Here is a 16,398-nt window from a genome sequence, read left to right on the forward strand (position 1 = left end):
CTGTTCGCCTCGATCACCGCCGCGCCGTTCAAGGACCCGACCCATGCACGATGTCACCGAGCCCACCCTGTTGCGTCCGACCCAAGCGAGATCGGTGCAGGATTATATTGACGAACGCCCGATGTGGCCCGATGGCACGCATGTGCTTTCGGTGCCGATGACGGGCATGCAATGGCGTATCTGGGCGCTCGCTGCAGCGGGTAAATTCTTCGAGGGCTTCGTCGTCTTCATGACTGGGGTCGCGCTGCCGTTGATTTCGCGCCAATTCGGCATAGGCCCCGCGCAAAACGGTTTCATCAGCGCGGCGAGCCTGATGGGCATCTTGGTCGGCGCGGTATGCCTGGGCGGGATGTCCGATCGGTTCGGGCGCAAGCTGATGTTCATCGCCGAGATGATCATCTTCTGCGCGTTCCTGGTGCTGCTCGTGCTGTGTACCAACTTCACTTCCTTGGTCATCTGCCTGTTCGGCATCGGCCTGGCGCTGGGTTGCGATTACCCGACGGCCCATATGATCATTTCGGAAAGCATTCCGAGCACCAGCCGCGGCAAGCTGGTGCTGGCCGCGTTTGGCTTTCAGGCGCTGGGCGCGCTAGGTGGCACGGCAGTGGGCTATCTAGTGCTGACCGCAACGCCCAATCTGGACGCCTGGCGTTGGATGTACGGCACGGCCATCGTGCCGGCGCTGGCCGTGACCATCGGGCGTTTTTTCATCACCGAAAGCGCAAGCTGGTTGCATGTGCGCGGCGCGGTCGAAAAAGCCGAGCAGGTGACAAAACGGTTGCTGGTTCGGGTGCCGCAATATCCGAGCGAGATCACACTATCGCGCGAAACCGTGCTGGAAAAGGCTGGCCATCAGCAGGGCGGCCTGGGTAGTTTTATTGCCCTGTTCGACAAGCGCAACCTGCGTGCGACGATCTTCGCCTCGGTGCCATGGTTCCTGCAGGATCTGGGCACCTACGGCATTGGTATTTTCACGCCGACCATCCTGGCTGCGGCGATCGGCAACAAGCCCGACCACGTGCGCAGCGTTAGCGACTTGATCCTCAATGACATTCTTGCCGCCAAGGGTGCGGCTTTGATCACGCTGCTGCTCATCGTCGGCATCATCTTCGCCGTGCTTCTGGCCGATAAGGTCGGGCGCATCTGGTTGCAAATACTCGGCTTTATCGGTTGCGCCGCCGGCTTGCTGATCGCCTCGTTCGCGGACGATTTCAGCGGCGGCTCGAAAACCACTGTGATCTTCGTCGGCTTCATGCTGTTCAACTTCATGACCAACATCGGCCCCAACGCGCAGACTTATCTGCTGGCGGGGGAGGTGTTCCCGACTGCGATTCGTGGCACTGGCGCCGGTTTCGCGGCCGCGTTCGGCAAGATCGGTGCGGTTGCCACTGCATTCCTGTTCCCCATCCTGTTGGTGGGTATTGGCACCGCGCCGCTGTTATACATCCTGGTGGCGACTTCATTGATCGGCGCGGTGGTCACCTGGTTGTATCGAATCGAAACGAACGGCGTGAGCCTCGACGCCATCGGGCGTTGAGTGATGAGCGAAGCCCAGGAGATACTCATGAGTCACCCGAGCAAACCGCAAGCCTGCGGTTCGATCCGTCGCCGCACTACCGCCGCTGCCGCCGTCTCCGCCTTCGCCTTGGCCTTCGTTACCGCGGCGCTGCCGATGCTGGCGATCCTGTACGCACCCAATGTTCAAGCCGAGGACATCGCGTTGAGCGAAACGGGCTCGACGTTGGTGTATCCCTTGTTCGGCACCTGGATCGCGGCCTATAAGACGACCCACCCGGGCGTGCAGATCACGGCCGCCGCGACCGGCTCGGAAGCCGGCGTCACACAAGTGATTGCCAGCAAGGCACAGATCGGGGTTTCCGACGCGTATCTGTCGGATGCCCAGGTGAAACAGAACCCGCAGCTCATCGACGTGCCGCTGGCGATCTCGGCGCAAACGGTCAACTACAACGTAGCGGGCCTGAACGCCGTCAACCTGAAGCTCGACGGCCCGACGCTCGCGGGCATCTACACCGGCACGATCCGCGAGTGGGACGCGCCGGCCATTGCCGCGCTCAATCCGGGCGTGGCGCTGCCGCATCGGCCCATCGTTGCGATCCACCGCGCGGAAGGCGCCGGCGATACGTTCATCTTCACGCAGTTCTTGAGCTTTTCGACGCCTTCGTGGGAGGACGACAAGGGCTATGGCACCACGATCGCATGGCCAACGGTAGCGGGCAGTCTGGCAGCCACCGGCAATGCGGGGATGGTACAGACGATAGCCGCGACGCCCGATTCGATCGGCTACGTGGGAGTGAGCTTCAGCGCCGGGATAGCCGACGCCAAGCTCGGCACTGCGGCGCTCAAGAATGGTGCGGGGGAATTCGTGCTCCCGACCAAGGAGACGATTACCACGGGTGCTGCCGCGCTCGGCCCACGTACGCCTCCCGACGAGCGCCTGAGCCTGGTCTACGCTCCGGCGAGCGGCGCTTATCCGCTGGTCAACTACGAGTATGCGGTCGTCTCGACTCGTCAACCGAGCCCCGCTGTGGCAGCGGCCTTGCGGCAGTTCCTGTCATGGGCGATCGTGCCGTCCGAGACCAAGGCACGCTATCTCGACGCGGTGCATTTCATCCCGCTGCCGCCGCATACGTGGGAACTGAGTCAAACCCAGATCCAGTCGATCAAGTAAGGGCCGCGTTTCGGTCGGCCGCGGCAAGCCCCAATTGCCGCGAGATAGGTTCCAGCGAATTCAACGTGACGTTGTACTGCATCAGAGCGCAAATAGCCGCTGCCTTTTTTGGAGTGGCAAAATTTGTGTCAACGCAGCAGTTGGGAACGCGGACACCGAATCCGGCGCTTGGGCCGGTGAAGGCCTGAACCGCGCCGCTGAAGACCGCTTACTAATCCCTTATACACTGGACCTTTCCGGGAGAATCCATGATTTCAAGCCGCAATGAAGTAACGCAGATGATCGTCGCCGCGAAGGTGGCCAAGGGCATCAAATGGGCTGAAGTCGCCAAGGCGGTTGGCCAGAGCAAGGAATGGACCACCGCTGCCTGCCTGGGACAAATGACTTTCAACAAAGGCCAGGCTGAGGTGGTGGGGCGGCTTTTCGCGTTGCCCGACGAAGCGGTCGCGTGGCTGCAGATTGTGCCGTATAAAGGCTCGCTGGAAAATGCCGTGCCGACCGATCCCTTGATCTATCGTTGGTATGAGATCGTCAATGTGTATGGCACAACCATCAAGGAACTGATCAGCGAAGAGTTCGGCGATGGGATCATGAGCGCGATCGATTTCTCGATGGATATCCAGCGTGAGTCGGATCCTAAGGGGGACCGCGTCAATGTGGTGCTATCGGGTAAATTCCTGGGCTACAAAACGTATTGAGGGCACCGCGCCTGACTCCGCACGGCGCCGGGCCGAGTTGGCGTGGCTGCGGCGCGGCTTGAGCCCGGCGCAGACCACGCTTCGGCCTTGCAGATCAAGCTGGCTTCAGCCGTGCCCCAACGCGGTGGTATCCCCATACGCGGATACCACCGTGCGAGGGCACGGCACCTGGAAACTAAATATTCAACGCCCGCTTCTGCACCGCGAGCGCTGCCTCGCGCATCACTTCCGACAGCGACGGATGCGGGTGGCTGATCATGCCGATGTCTTCCGACGAAGCCTTGAACTCCAGTGCAACCACCGCTTCGGCAATGAGGTCTGATGCGTTTGCGGAAATGATATGGATGCCCAGCAACTCGTCGGTCTCGGCATCGGCAATCATCTTGACGAACCCCTCCGTTTTGCCGATCCCCATCGCGCGGCCGTTGGCCAGCATGGGAAACTGACCGGTTTTTATCGCCCGGCCTTCAGCCTTCAATTGCTGCTCGTTTTTGCCGACCCAAGCGATTTCCGGCTCCGTGTAGATCACCCACGGAATGCAGTTGTAGTCGATATGCGGCTTCTGACCATCGATGATCTCTGCAACCATCACGCCTTCGTCTTCCGCTTTATGGGCGAGCATCGGACCGCGCACTACGTCGCCGATGGCATAGACGTTGGGAACGCTGGTCGCGCAGTGCTCGTCCACGGGAATGAACCCGCGCTCGTCCACCTTCAGGCCTATCGCCTCCAAGGCGAGATTGTCCGTGTTGGGCACACGGCCGATCGATACGATCAATCGGTCGGCCTCAAGGGTTTGGGCAGCACCGTCTTTATCGGTGTAGGCAATCGATACGCTGTTTTTGGTGGTCTTGACTGCCCCGATCTTCACGCCCAAGTGGATAATCAAGCCTTGCTTTTTGAACTGCTTCGCGGCTTCCTTCGCGATCGTATCGTCGGTGGCGCCGAGGAAAGCGGGCAACGCTTCCAGCAAGGTGACCTCCGCTCCAAGGCGACGCCAGACCGAACCCAGTTCCAGGCCGATCACCCCGGCACCGATCACCGCGAGTTTCTTCGGCGCCGAGTCGAATGCGAGCGCGCCTTCATTGTCGGACACGATCTTGTTGTCTACCGGCACGCCTGGGAGATGGCGAGCCTTGGATCCCGTGGCGATGATCGCGTCCTTCGCCGTATAGGTTTTCGTGTCGCCTTCACCGCTCACTTCGATGCGGATATTGCCTTCGGCTTTGCCGACAAATTTGCCATGACCTTTGAGCCATGTGATCTTGTTCTTGCGGAACAGGAACTCGACGCCGCCGGTTATCTTTTCGACGATGGCTTCCTTGCGGCCTACCATCTTGGTCACGTTGAGCGTCACATTTTCGACGTCCACCCCATGATCGCTGAGATGGTGCAAGGCGTTTTCATATTCTTCGGACGACGCCAGCAGCGCTTTGGACGGGATGCACCCTACGTTCAGGCAGGTGCCACCGAGCTTGAGTTTGCCGGCAGGGTTTTTCCACTCCTCGATACAGGCCACCGACCTCCCAAGCTGGGCCGCGCGGATGGCGGCAATGTAGCCGCCCGGGCCCGAACCGATCACGATGACGTCGAAATCGGCGGGCGTACCCGACTGCTGCGCTGGGTTCGTCGAAGGACTGGCAGCGGGTGCAGCGGCTGGTGCGCCAGCGGCGGTAGCGGCAGGGGCGGCCGCCGCGGGTGCCGGTGCAGCAGCAGGGGCCGCGGCTTTCGGCGCAGCAGCCGGCACGGCTGGCGCAGCGGCGACGGCCTTGCCCGAGCTGTCGATGGTCCCAATGACCTCTTCCGCGAGGACGGTGTCGCCGTCGTTACGCACCAGCGTTGCCAATGTTCCAGAAGAAGGCGCCGGCACTTCGAGCACGACCTTGTCGGTTTCGATTTCCACCAGGATTTCATCTCGCGTAACCGAGTCGCCGACTTTCTTTTTCCATTGCAGCAAAGTACCCTCTGAAACGGACTCCGAAAGCTGGGGAACTTTGATTTCTATCGTAGCCATTGTTGTTTTCCTGACGGGCGCGGACTGCGCGGTTGAAAGTTGGGGTGACGATCATCGTTGACAGAATACTCGCAAATGCATGACGTGCGCTCGGATGCAGCGGGGCGTGGATTCAACATCGCACGATGCGAGATTGGCAATCGCCCACTATGATTAGACTCAGCGAGTCTATTCAATTGGGGCGCTTACTTTGTGAAATACGGCTGATTTTGAGCGTGTCTGCTAAAGAAACGCTAAAAAACCGCTGTGAGCATCTCGGTGGACTCTATCGCGCTAAGATCTGAGCTTGGCTTCGCGGGTCTGCTGCTGCGCACCGGCACAAGCATACGCAACGAAGCCGTCCGTTCTACCTTTCGGAGTACAGCCATGACGAAAGCCAAGAAAAGCACCGCTGCCGAAGCCGCAATCCTATCCACGCCGCTTTCCGGATATCAACTGCTGGCCGATCCGCTACTGAACAAGGGGACGGCTTTTACGGAAACAGAGCGTGATGTTTTCGAGCTGCACGGTCTGCTACCACCGAATATCGGAACGCTCGACGAGCAGGCTTCGCGCCGGCTGCAGGTGTTGCGCGGCTTTGAGACCGATCTCGATCGCTATGCGTTTCTAAGAGATCTGCAAGACACCAACGAGACACTGTTCTTCGCGTTGCTGGTGCAGAACATCGAGGAATTTCTACCCATCGTCTATACGCCGACGGTCGGCGCCGGATGCGAGCAATTCAGCCGGCTCTTTCGCAAGCCGCGCGGGTTGTTCCTTACCCTCACGCATAAAAAGCGTCTCAAGCAGATTCTCGCCAATCCACGCTTCGACAACGTCGAGGCGATCGTCATGACCGACGGCGAGCGCATCCTCGGTTTGGGCGACCAGGGTGCCGGCGGCATGGGGATTCCCATCGGCAAGCTAGCGCTTTACACCGGTTGCGGCGGCCTCAATCCCGCAACGACGCTGCCGATCCATCTCGATGTCGGCACCGACAATCAAGGATGCCTGGCAGACCCGCTCTATATCGGCTGGCGCCACGAGCGCGTGCGCGGCAAAGAATACGACGACTTCGTCGAGGCCGTCGTGGAGGCGATCGCCAAGCGCTGGCCGCATGTGCTCTTGCAGTGGGAGGACTTCGCCAAGAATAACGCGACCCGGATGCTGGAGCGTTACCGTGACCGGCTTTGCACCTTCAACGACGATGTTCAGGGCACGGCAGCGGTTGCAACCGGCACATTGCTGTGCGCGATCAATGTCACCGGCGTGCCGTTGACGCAGCAGCGTATCGCCGTGCTTGGCGCAGGCTCCGCCGGCTGCGGCATCGCCAGCCTGATCCTCAAGGCGATGGTCGAGGCAGGCTTGGCGGAGAGCGAGGCGGCGAAGCGCTTCTGGATGGTGGACCGCGATGGCCTGCTGGTTGACGGGATGGCCGATATCGCATCGTTCCAGCAACCGTTCTTGCAAGACAAGTCTTCTACCGCGGATTGGGAAACCGATCATCCTGACAAGATCGCGCTGCTCGACGTGGTGCGCAACGCGAAGCCCACAGTGTTGATTGGCGTCTCGGGGCAGCTCGGTGCCTTCTCCGAGACCGTCGTGCGCGCTATGGCCGAATGCAATAAGCGGCCGGTTATCTTCCCCTTGTCGAACCCGACTTCGCGGGCCGAGGCGACGCCCCAGGATCTCGAAGCCTGGAGTGAGGGACGAGCGGTGATCGGCACGGGTACGCCGTTCCCGCCGTTGATGCGTAACGGCAGCAAGTTCAAAGTCGACCAGACCAACAATTCCTACATCTTCCCAGGCGTCGGTCTCGGGGTAATCGCGGTGCGGGCCCGGCGCGTCAATGACGCAATGTTCCTCGCCGCGGCCAAGGCGCTGGCCAACGTGTCGCCGGCTCGGATCAATCCTGCCGCCAATCTGCTGCCGCCTGTCACCTCGCTGCGGGACGTTGCGATCGAGGTCGCGCTCGCGGTGGCGTTGCAGGCCCACAAGGACGGTCTGACCAAAGGCATCGAGACCGACGAGATCGAGGGTTTGATTCGCGCCAAGGTCTGGACGCCGCAATACCAGAGCTATGCTCGTATCTAGGCAGCGCTGCCTGGGCATTCAAATTTGCATCCGAACTCGCATTCGAACTCGCAACCCAGCGCCAACGACGAGAAAGCCAAATGATAACGACGATACTCAACGGGTTGCTGCCTGTCGCCTTCGCCATTGTGCTCGGCTGGCTTTCAGCCCGACTGGGCTTGTTGAAACATGAAGACGCTGGGGTGTTGGCAACCCTTGTGATTCGGTTTGCGCTTCCGCTCGCGCTGTTCGAAGGGGCGGCCTCGACGACTCCGGATAAGCTCGAGAATGTGCCTTTCGTCTTGTGCCTCATACTCGGGTTGATGGGCACGTACCTGATTGCGCTCATGGTCGGCCGCTTTGTCTTCAAGCATGATCTTCGAACCAGCACGATGCAGGCGCTTGTTTGTTCGTTTCCGGACATGGCTTATTTCGGTGCGCCAATTCTTGCGGCAGTCTTTGGGCCGGAGGGGTTTCTCGCCGTGTTGGTTGGCAATCTCGTCACCAGTATCTTCATGCTGCCGCTGACCATCATCCTGACGCGCATTTCTGACAAGACCGAAGCCGGGCATAGCTGGCGTGAAATGGGGCAGATCTTGGCCCACAGTCTGATGGGGGCTGTCACCAATCCGATTGTGTGGCTGCCGATCTCGGGAGCGGTGCTGAGCTTTGCGCATGTCAAGCTCCCGGGCCCGGTTCACGAGTCGGTCGAATTGGTTGCGAAGGCGGCGGGCGGAACGTCGCTCTTCGCGCTTGGCCTGATGCTCTACGGCGAGCGTTTCCGGATCAATGCGGATGTGCTGACGAACATAGGGCTAAAGAATTTCGTGCAGCCTGGCCTGATGTTTCTGGGCGTATTCATATTCGGCGTAACGGGCGCGGCCGCTCATCAAGTGGTTATCACCGGCGCGGTGCCGACGGCGACCGCAGCCTCGATGTTCGCGCTCAAGAACAATACTTACACTGCGGATGCGACTTCGACGATCTTGATCAGTACGATCCTCGGCATCGTAACGGAGGCTTTGCTCATCGCGCTGCTCTCCGTCGGACATTGACGGGATCCGACGCATGAGCCGCGGTCGGCATCGCCGAAGGCGCTTTGTCGGTGATGCCTGATACCGTAAACACCGAAACCAGCTGATTCATTTTACTGGCTTGCTCTTCCAACGATTGAGCCGCTGCGGCAGCCTCTTCGACGAGTGCCGCATTTTGCTGCGTCACTTCATCCATCTGGCCAACCGCCCGATTGACCTGCTCAATCCCATGCCCCTGTTCCGCAGACGCAACTGCGATTTCTCCAATAATATCGACAACCCGACGCACCGCCAGTCGTGCCTCGTCGGTGGTCTTGCCAACCGCTGCAGCTTGACTGGAACCTTCCTGGATGGTCTCGATCGAAGTTGCGATAAGCCCTTTGATTTCCTTCGCGGCAGCGGACGAACGCTGTGCGAGCGAACGTACCTCGGCCGCGACGACCGCGAAACCGCGTCCCTGTTCTCCTGCTCGTGCGGCTTCCACAGCCGCATTCAACGCGAGAATATTGGTCTGAAACGCGATACCTTCGATAAGTGCGGTGATCTCGCCGATTTTGCTAGAGCTCGCGGTGATGGCTTCCATCGTCGCGACCATACGCCCGACAACGTGGCTACCCCGGTCAGAAATTTCCGATGCGCTTATTGCCAGCGTGCTGGCTTGACGCGCGTTATCGGTATTTTGATTTACGGTCGTTGTGAGTTCTTCCATGCTTGCCGCAGTTTGTTCCAGCGATGCCGCCTGTTCTTCGGTGCGTGCGGAAAGATCGACATTGCCCGTGGCGATTTGCCTTGAGGCAATACTGACGGAGGCTGCCGACTGACGCACCTCGCTCACGACCTCTATCACTCGAGTCAGCAGCGCGTTGAATGCAATGGCAGTGCGGCCAATCTCGTCCATACGCGCGACTTTGGCGCTACGCGTGAGGTCAAGGGATACGCTCACATCTTGCAGCGTCCCCTGGAGGTTACCCAGACCGCTATTGATCAAGCGGTAAAGACGAATGCCCGATGTGCCAGTGACGAGCAAAACAAGCGCGATACTGCTGACAAGCAACCAGAAGGCCCGCGTGTAAGCCGTGTTGTTGGCTAGCCGTATTTCACTGCCAAGTTTGCTGTTGTAGTCAGCATGCTTATCGAAGCCGGTAACAAGCGCCTTGGACGCAGTGTCGACAGCGCCTCCGTCCAGAAGAATCGATTTCGCACCGTCGATGTCACCGGCCCGCGCTTTTTCGATAAGGCCGAGTCTCGCTGAGCGGAAGGCGGTGATATGAGTCTTGTCGGCCTCCAATAATTCTCTATCTGTGTCATCTGAAATGTCATCGCGCTCGTAAGTGGCGATGTGCTTGTCCAAACTCTGGTCCAAGCCAGCCATCGCTGTCTCCACACCTGCCTTTGCGGCGGCGTCGGTCAGGATCAGGTATCGATAGTTGAGTCTGCGGAGATCGGCCACATCGTTTTGCGCATCCGTGAGTTCTTTGATACTGGGCATGATGTCCGTCTGGACATTCTCGAATCGCTGCTGCGCTTGTTTCAATTCCCAAACCCCGAAACTTCCTAAGGAAATCAATGCTATTAAGGCGACAGTCAGTGTCAGGATCAAGCGTTTCGAAATGGTCATAAAACCTAGAAAGATTTGAGTGCGACGTTGAGTACAAAGCGGACGTCGTGTGCCGAAAACGCTGTAGGCACATCGAAAGAATGGGGGGCAAATAACAGCATCAAAAATTGTACAATATATATTGTCGACAAAAGACGCTATTCAAGATCGAGGAGGGCTTACGATGGTGTTTCAATTGGGTGCAGACGCTTTTTGAAGCTTCGTTCAAATACGTTGTAGCCACAGCCCTTTGAGGTACTCGCCTTCGGGAAATCCTGTGAGCAGCGGATGATCGACGCCGGCGCCAAGCCGACCAAGGATGCGCACGTCCACGCCTGCGTCGGCGGCCGCACTAGCGACTATCTTCTGAAACAGCGACGCGTCGACTGCGCCCGAGCATGAATACGTGGCCAGCAGGCCGCCCGGGCGCAACAGCTTGAGCCCGGACAGGTTGATGTCTTTATAGGCTCGCGCAGCGCCCTCGATATGGTGCTGCGACGAGGCAAACTTCGGCGGATCGAGCACCACGAGATCGAAGCGCTCGCCATCGTCGTGCAGCGAGCGCAAGGCCTTGAACGCGTCCGCGTCGAGCCACCGCGCTAGCGCCGGATCGAAACCGTTCGCGACGATGTTCGCCTGTGCGTGCGTGAGCGCCTCGCCCGATGAGTCGATCGACACCACGCTTCGGGCACCCCCTTTCAATGCGGCCAGCGAGAATCCGCCGGTGTAGCAGAAGCAGTTCAGCACCTCGCGTCCTGTTGCATGACGTGCAATCAGAGCGCGATTGTCGCGCTGATCGATGTAGAAGCCGGTCTTGTGGCCCCGCCGCACGTCGATCTGATAACGGACACCGCCTTCGTCGACCAACAGCCATTCGGGCGGCTCATCGCCGGCCAGGACACCTGCGATTCGTGGCAATCCTTCTTTGTCGCGCACCGATACGTCGGAGCGTTCGTAGACGTTCGTGCAGCCGGTCGCATCGATCAGCGCATTGACGATGGCGGGCTTCCATATCTCGACGCCCGTTGCGGTGAACTGGCAAACCAGTTGTTCGCGGCTGCCTTCAACCGACCGGTAGTGATCGACGGTCAGGCCCGGCAACCCATCCGCCTCGCCGAAGATCAGCCTGACCGCGCCGGTGCCTGACACCATTGCCGTGCGATGCGCGACCGCACGCTGGATACGACGCTTGAAAAACGCATGGTCGACGGCTTCATCGGCGTCGAAAGTCCAGACTCGCGCGCGGATCGTGGAAATCGGGCTGAACGATGCGCGAGCCAAGAAACGGCCGTTGTGCGCACGAACCAACACCGTTGCACCGGAGGCCAGGCTGCCCTCGGCGCGATCGATCGCATTGGAGTACAGCCAAGGATGCCGGCGTTGCAGTGATTTCTCCTTGCCCGGTGCTAACGTCAGAATATTCATTGCGCGGGCACCAACGGCGGAAGTCCGATGGCCCGTCGCAGCCGCTGACAATCGGGATTGGGCGTGCCGTCGTCTAGCCATACGCGATATTCGCGGCACGGTGTCGGGCGTCGGTCGTATATCGCGCAACGTACGCCAGGCTCGCCGACTGCACCGTGCAAAGCGATACAACGCCCATGGCCGGCTTCCGTTCCCTTCATGCAAACAATGAAGGGATTGACCACGCTGACTAATTCATCGGGTACGGTGCCGCCCGGTGAGCATGCCATTTCGCCGTTGTACATCGATACGCGAAAATGTTGGCAACAGGCGCCGCATGACAAGCACGGGTTGGCTTCGTCGTCGGCCATATCCGCGAAGATACGGTTATCGTCCTGTACGTCGAGACGTTGAACGATGTTGTATTGCGTCATAGTTCACTAGCTGCGTTGCCGGGTGGTGCTGTTAGGGTTTAGAAAGTCAAATGCTGCGTATCGGGTTCTGCGGCGCACGCACGGTAAGCGGCTGGCAAATCGAAGAGCCTAGAGGGTAGTGGTTGCGATGTATCGCATTTGTAAAATTCGTGGCGCGGGACATTAAAAGTCCGCATACGGCGAGGCGGATGGACTACCCAGGCGAGGAGGGGGCTTGGCGAGCTGGACGACGCGATCCGAGCTGGCGAAAAGGCTTGGACGCGGCAGCGCGATGAAGCAATGCGCGGCGGCATTTCAGATACTGCTCGCGTCCAATCGTTGTCAAACCGTCCGACGGTGAATCTTGATCGATCGTGAACTACGGTCGATGTTTTTTTTCACTAAACTTCTGCCTTTCTTACCATGACTAGGCGTGGCGCCTGTCTAGCGGCCGTTGCTCGTTACCTTGGTCGCGTTCTGCTGGGCCAGGTGCTGTTGTTGCATCTGCTCGACGACCTTGGCATAGACCGGGTTGATGTCCGGGTATGAGGTGTCGGTGATGTAGTTCAGGCCATTGTTCTGCGCGTCCACGAGTTCCTGATAGACCTCTGCGCGCGTTTTACTTTGTGCAAATGCGCTTGACGACGCGAGGGTGACCAGAAGAATTGAAATGGCGATCTTGTTCATTTTGGACTCCTTAGAAATTGTGCAGTATGCACATCTGAAAGACACGGGTTCGGTGCACTCTATTCCCGATTTTTATAAAAAAGTGATACGCCCCAGCACAAGAAAATTTCCCCGTATCACGTCGTTGGCCCTTCTAGCAGGTGTGTCATACGTCTACGCTCACGCCAGTTGCGCAACTGACCGATGAGGAAAACGCCAATGATCAACGACAGGTAGATAACGTCCAGATTGTGACGCCATGCATTGAGCGCGACTTGATGAGCGAGCAATTTTGGGTCGAGTGCCGGGAGCGCGGGATGGGCCATTGCGACGTCTCGAATCATCTGGATAAAGCCGGCCGCTGACAGCAACGGTAGAAGGACGAACAGGGCGATCAGCACAGGTTTTGCGCGGCGCACCGTCGTATGATGCTGCAGACGCAGCCACAGTCCGATGCCCCCATGCATCCAGCCGGGTGCCAGTAGCCCCAATTGCAAACCCTGCGTGCCGCTGGTGATCAGCGAGACGACGATACGTTCATAGCTCGGGTCGAAACCATAGAAGGAGGCAGCGAGGCGGGTCATGACCGCATGCCGGATCAGCAGGAGAGGCAGGCTGAATCCGGCCCAAAGACGTACCCATTCTGTCGGAGACAGTGTCCAACGGCGACGCGCGTAGACCGTTCGCATCGCCAGGGCGAAATGTAGGGCGGCGGAACCGTACAACAGGATCGTCCCGGGCATGCTGTGCCAGAGTTGCATCGCCAACGTGAGACCGCGCTCGGCAAGCTCCAGCGACCAGATGCCGAGGGCGTGATTGATAAGGTGCAGGAAGATGTAGAGCAGCATGACCAAGCCCGATCCGAGCTGCAAACGACGCAGAATTGGCGGCATACGCGTTTCTCCTGGTGCGCCCGGTTCCCGCACTCCGGGTTCGGGATACTGGGTTTGGGAAGCCGGGTTTGGGATGTCATGCCCACTTCAAGCTACGCCGGCTGTTATAGCCGCGTATCTATTCGACGGTGATCGTCGCCTTCATATACGGATGGATACCGCAGAAGATCTTGTAAACACCGGGCTTATCGAACTTGAACGAGTAGGTATCGTTCCGATCGAGCGCGCCGGAGTGGAACACGCCAGCGTCATCGACAACCGTATGCGGCTCATCATCGAGATTTTTCCAGGTCACGGTCGAGCCGGCCTTGATCGTGAGCGACATCGGCGAAAACATGAAATTCTTTATCACGACGGCATTGGTCGCTTGCGCTTGTGCTTCTGCGAAGGAGAAATCAGCGGATGCCGCCACGAGCATCACGGCCCCGAAGGAAGCGACGAAGGCGCGGCGGAGGATAGTCGTTAGCATGATTTAGGTTCCGGTTTGTGAGTGGTATCTGGCGAGTCAGGCGAGCGTGGTGTCGGCGATCGTCGCGCCCAGCGGGTCGTGCATGATATTGACGCTGGTCACGCCCAGCATTTTGGCGAGCTGATCGCTCGGCACCTTCAATGGAACAGGGCCGGGGCCATTGCCTGCTGTCGGTTGCGGAAACGCTGTCGAGCGCGCGGTATGGAACGTGACATTGCCTTCCACCTTCGACACGATCTGATGGATATGGCCGTTCAAGACGGTGACCGAACCGAAGCGATTCAGATAGCTCATTGCCTGATCGGCGTCGCCGGTGCCCCAGCCCCACGGCTGATAGATCGTCCACATCGGCATGTGCGCGAAGACGACGATCGGCGTGCTGGACGAGCGGCCCTTCAGATCGGCTTGCAACCAAGCGAGCTGTTCGTCGCCGAAGCTTCCCAAACCGTTCGGCTTGAAATGCATCACGTTGACCAAGGCAATAAAGTGCACACCGTTGTGATCGAAGCTGTAATAGCCTTTATTGTTGGAGGCTTTGCCGAAACGGCTGAAGTACTCCGTGCCTGCGCCATCGGTCACATCATGCTCGCCGGGCACCGTATGCAACTCGGTGATATTCAGGCCCGACAACAATTGGGCCGCTTGGTCGAACTGCTCCGGCTTCGAAAGATGCGTGATGTCGCCAGTGTGTATCGTCAGCGCCGGCTTGATCGGCATGGCGTTGACATAGTCTATCGTCTGCTTGAGTGTGCCCGCCACGTCGGGATTGGCTTCCTGCTTGAAACCAATATGCGTGTCGCTGATCTGCAGGAACAAGGGAATGTCCGAGACAGCCAATGCATTCTTCTGCGTGGCCGCGAGGGCTAAATCCACCGGCGCGAGAATGCCGCCGGCCAAGACAAACAAAGTGCCTGCGCCGCCGAAAGCAAGGCATTTCAACGCGCCGCGCCGCGACGGATTAGATGGGAGATCGGATGACATAGTGGCCTCACGGTTAAGTTCGGAGGTCGACCGACGGAGTATCCGACGGGCCTCTCGACTGGGTTCAACCGAAAGACTGCGGGGCGATTCGTTTTATTCCCGGCGACAGCCATTTCTACCAAGTATCTGATCCTCGCCGAGCCGGTGTGCACTTCCGGTAGCGACACAACACACGAGCGCATCAATTAACAACTCTTTACTTGCTTGAGGCCGGGGCGCATCGTAGTGTGACTCGGAGGCGAGTGCCCAAACACTTTGAATGGAGGTCCCAGAAAATGATGAACATCACGAAGAAAGAAAACGGTCTGATCCGTCACTCTATTCTCGTCGCCATCTTGCTGACAGCAAGCGCTGCACCCGTCGTAACGTTTGCACAGACTGGCAGCGACACGACCGCAGCGCCGACGACATCCGGCAATGTGACACAGCCCATTACCCGCAAGGAATACAGAAAGGCCAATCACGCCCTGGAAAAAAGAGTGCGTACCGCGCTGATAAAAGCAAAGGTCGACCCGGTAAGCGTGACAGTCTTGGCCAAGGGCGGTGCGGTGACTCTGGTTGGCTCGGTGCCGCAAACTGATCAGGTCGATCGCGCCGGCAACGCGACGAAGAGCGTCGCCGGAGTCACATCCGTGGACAATCGCTTGATTCAGTCGGACGAGCACCATTAGCCTTGATAGTCGACTCTGCACAGGGGATGCTCCTCGCTGCGGTTTTACCCGGGCGGGGGCTAACTCTTGGCAAAAGGGCGCTGCTTACGCTCGGAACGGATTGCCGGCCCCGACTCGACTATTATCCGAAAGTGCAATAAACCTTTACGCAGAACGCGGTTTTTCCGACTCGAGGTCTCGCTTATATTCGAGGCCAAGGATGCGGTCGACGCATCCACCCAATCGGAGTCGATCATGAAACTTATCTCTTTGAAATCTACCGTCGCTATTGCCGCAGTCGCCGGCGCCGCATTGTTGGCCGGGATTGCACCTGCTCAAGCCCAGACCACGCGTGCTGAAGTCAAGGCCCAACAGGCTGAACTGGTCGCTGCCGGTTACCGCTCGAACCTTGATGAAACGCAATACCCGAGCAATCTGCAAGCCGCCGAAACACGGGTTCAGGCCCAGGAAGTTGCACGTGCCGCGGCAGCTCACGGCCAGACCTACTCGGAAAGCCAGCCGCGAGTACAGCAGCAATAAGGACTGCAGCGGGCGACTTCAGCTTGGCCGTAAGGCGCCCGCTAGCCGAACCAGAATGGATCTCGGCCCTGTAGTTAGCCTCGCGGGATCTTTACATGGATCCCGTTTTCACCCCTCCTCAAGCGCACCACGGTGCCGCACCCCATAGGCTGAGCGTGCAGCGTTTGCTTTAGCCGCGCTTCCGAATCACGCCCCATTTCTTTTTCACGGTGATGTCTCGCAATCCACCGATCATCGGTTTATCGGCACTCTCGAAGCCGGGGCCGACGGCGTTCATATTGCGCTGTTTGACGCACAA

General features: G+C 58.9%; 15 protein-coding genes and 1 pseudogene. 7 read left to right on the top strand and 9 right to left on the bottom strand.

Annotated features, from left to right (window positions below; translation table 11 throughout):
- The first annotated feature begins 43 nt into the window (after window positions 1-43).
- The 3 genes from GSQ77_RS26445 (at window position 44) to cynS (ending at window position 3,387) form a co-directional block, all read left to right on the top strand.
- Window positions 44-1,537, top strand: coding sequence for an MFS transporter (locus tag GSQ77_RS26445; protein WP_216854958.1), 1,494 nt, complete (start codon window positions 44-46; stop codon window positions 1,535-1,537).
- A gap of 27 nt (window positions 1,538-1,564) precedes the next feature.
- On the top strand, window positions 1,565-2,689 hold the full coding sequence (gene pstS, locus GSQ77_RS26450) for a phosphate ABC transporter substrate-binding protein PstS (RefSeq protein WP_158906661.1): 1,125 nt from the start codon (window positions 1,565-1,567) through the stop codon (window positions 2,687-2,689).
- Between the two features lie 248 nt (window positions 2,690-2,937).
- A complete protein-coding gene (gene cynS / locus GSQ77_RS26455; protein ID WP_158906663.1) occupies window positions 2,938-3,387 on the top strand; it encodes a cyanase in 450 nt (149 codons plus the stop codon).
- 175 nt (window positions 3,388-3,562) lie between these two features.
- On the opposite strand, the gene lpdA is transcribed toward cynS, so the two are convergent.
- Both lpdA and GSQ77_RS29695 read right to left on the bottom strand, forming a co-directional pair.
- Entirely contained in the window at window positions 3,563-4,972 is a 1,410-nt protein-coding gene (lpdA, locus tag GSQ77_RS26460) for a dihydrolipoyl dehydrogenase (protein ID WP_254067853.1), read from the bottom strand.
- A 210-nt stretch (window positions 4,973-5,182) separates the two neighbouring features.
- Window positions 5,183-5,401, bottom strand: a pseudogene (locus GSQ77_RS29695) (biotin/lipoyl-containing protein); the annotation flags it as partial.
- Window positions 5,402-5,767: 366 nt separating this feature from the next.
- On the opposite strand from GSQ77_RS29695, the gene GSQ77_RS26465 reads away from it, so the two are divergent.
- Together GSQ77_RS26465 and GSQ77_RS26470 are read left to right on the top strand one after the other, a co-directional pair.
- Window positions 5,768-7,474 (top strand): NAD-dependent malic enzyme, encoded by a 1,707-nt coding sequence (locus GSQ77_RS26465; protein WP_158906667.1) that lies wholly within the window; start codon window positions 5,768-5,770, stop codon window positions 7,472-7,474.
- 80 nt (window positions 7,475-7,554) lie between these two features.
- The gene (locus tag GSQ77_RS26470; RefSeq protein ID WP_158906669.1) at window positions 7,555-8,508 is read left to right on the top strand and encodes an AEC family transporter; all 954 of its coding nucleotides are present in this window, start codon (window positions 7,555-7,557) and stop codon (window positions 8,506-8,508) included.
- Here GSQ77_RS26470 and GSQ77_RS29865 read toward each other — a convergent pair.
- The 7 genes from GSQ77_RS29865 to GSQ77_RS26505 form a co-directional block, all read right to left on the bottom strand.
- Window positions 8,480-10,105, bottom strand: a complete 1,626-nt coding sequence (locus GSQ77_RS29865) for a methyl-accepting chemotaxis protein (protein WP_158906671.1) — start codon at window positions 10,103-10,105, stop codon at window positions 8,480-8,482. The genes GSQ77_RS26470 and GSQ77_RS29865 overlap by 29 nt on opposite strands.
- Before the next feature lie 204 nt (window positions 10,106-10,309).
- Window positions 10,310-11,509, bottom strand: coding sequence for a class I SAM-dependent rRNA methyltransferase (locus GSQ77_RS26480; RefSeq protein ID WP_158906673.1), 1,200 nt, complete (start codon window positions 11,507-11,509; stop codon window positions 10,310-10,312).
- Window positions 11,506-11,922, bottom strand: a complete 417-nt coding sequence (locus GSQ77_RS26485; protein WP_158906675.1) for a YkgJ family cysteine cluster protein — start codon at window positions 11,920-11,922, stop codon at window positions 11,506-11,508. The genes GSQ77_RS26480 and GSQ77_RS26485 overlap by 4 nt, the downstream gene beginning before the upstream one ends.
- Before the next feature lie 423 nt (window positions 11,923-12,345).
- Complete coding sequence (locus GSQ77_RS26490) at window positions 12,346-12,588, bottom strand: DUF4148 domain-containing protein (protein WP_158906677.1); 243 nt, start codon at window positions 12,586-12,588, stop codon at window positions 12,346-12,348.
- 116 nt (window positions 12,589-12,704) lie between these two features.
- Entirely contained in the window at window positions 12,705-13,460 is a 756-nt protein-coding gene (locus tag GSQ77_RS26495; protein WP_158906679.1) for a hypothetical protein, read from the bottom strand.
- Window positions 13,461-13,578: 118 nt separating this feature from the next.
- Window positions 13,579-13,929, bottom strand: a complete 351-nt coding sequence (locus GSQ77_RS26500; RefSeq protein ID WP_158906681.1) for a cupredoxin family copper-binding protein — start codon at window positions 13,927-13,929, stop codon at window positions 13,579-13,581.
- Window positions 13,930-13,965: 36 nt separating this feature from the next.
- Complete coding sequence (locus GSQ77_RS26505; protein WP_158906683.1) at window positions 13,966-14,910, bottom strand: metallophosphoesterase; 945 nt, start codon at window positions 14,908-14,910, stop codon at window positions 13,966-13,968.
- A 275-nt stretch (window positions 14,911-15,185) separates the two neighbouring features.
- Between GSQ77_RS26505 and GSQ77_RS26510 the strand changes: the two genes are divergently transcribed.
- Window positions 15,186-15,581: a BON domain-containing protein gene (locus tag GSQ77_RS26510; RefSeq protein ID WP_158906685.1), complete on the top strand. Its 396-nt coding sequence runs from the start codon at window positions 15,186-15,188 to the stop codon at window positions 15,579-15,581.
- A gap of 234 nt (window positions 15,582-15,815) precedes the next feature.
- Window positions 15,816-16,100 (top strand): DUF4148 domain-containing protein, encoded by a 285-nt coding sequence (locus GSQ77_RS26515; protein WP_158906687.1) that lies wholly within the window; start codon window positions 15,816-15,818, stop codon window positions 16,098-16,100.
- Window positions 16,101-16,398 lie beyond the last annotated feature (298 nt).

The organism is Burkholderia sp. L27(2015), assembly GCF_009765705.1.
Lineage (GTDB): Bacteria > Pseudomonadota > Gammaproteobacteria > Burkholderiales > Burkholderiaceae > LMUX01.

Coding starts and splice junctions, on each gene's coding strand:
- GSQ77_RS26445 (WP_216854958.1), top strand. CDS start 44: ATGCACGATGTCACCGAGCCCACCCTGTTGCGTCCGACCCAAGCGAGA.
- pstS (WP_158906661.1), top strand. CDS start 1,565: ATGAGTCACCCGAGCAAACCGCAAGCCTGCGGTTCGATCCGTCGCCGC.
- cynS (WP_158906663.1), top strand. CDS start 2,938: ATGATTTCAAGCCGCAATGAAGTAACGCAGATGATCGTCGCCGCGAAG.
- GSQ77_RS26465 (WP_158906667.1), top strand. CDS start 5,768: ATGACGAAAGCCAAGAAAAGCACCGCTGCCGAAGCCGCAATCCTATCC.
- GSQ77_RS26470 (WP_158906669.1), top strand. CDS start 7,555: ATGATAACGACGATACTCAACGGGTTGCTGCCTGTCGCCTTCGCCATT.
- GSQ77_RS29865 (WP_158906671.1), bottom strand. CDS start 10,105: ATGACCATTTCGAAACGCTTGATCCTGACACTGACTGTCGCCTTAATA.
- GSQ77_RS26480 (WP_158906673.1), bottom strand. CDS start 11,509: ATGAATATTCTGACGTTAGCACCGGGCAAGGAGAAATCACTGCAACGC.
- GSQ77_RS26485 (WP_158906675.1), bottom strand. CDS start 11,922: ATGACGCAATACAACATCGTTCAACGTCTCGACGTACAGGACGATAAC.
- GSQ77_RS26490 (WP_158906677.1), bottom strand. CDS start 12,588: ATGAACAAGATCGCCATTTCAATTCTTCTGGTCACCCTCGCGTCGTCA.
- GSQ77_RS26495 (WP_158906679.1), bottom strand. CDS start 13,460: ATGCCGCCAATTCTGCGTCGTTTGCAGCTCGGATCGGGCTTGGTCATG.
- GSQ77_RS26500 (WP_158906681.1), bottom strand. CDS start 13,929: ATGCTAACGACTATCCTCCGCCGCGCCTTCGTCGCTTCCTTCGGGGCC.
- GSQ77_RS26505 (WP_158906683.1), bottom strand. CDS start 14,910: ATGTCATCCGATCTCCCATCTAATCCGTCGCGGCGCGGCGCGTTGAAA.
- GSQ77_RS26510 (WP_158906685.1), top strand. CDS start 15,186: ATGATGAACATCACGAAGAAAGAAAACGGTCTGATCCGTCACTCTATT.
- GSQ77_RS26515 (WP_158906687.1), top strand. CDS start 15,816: ATGAAACTTATCTCTTTGAAATCTACCGTCGCTATTGCCGCAGTCGCC.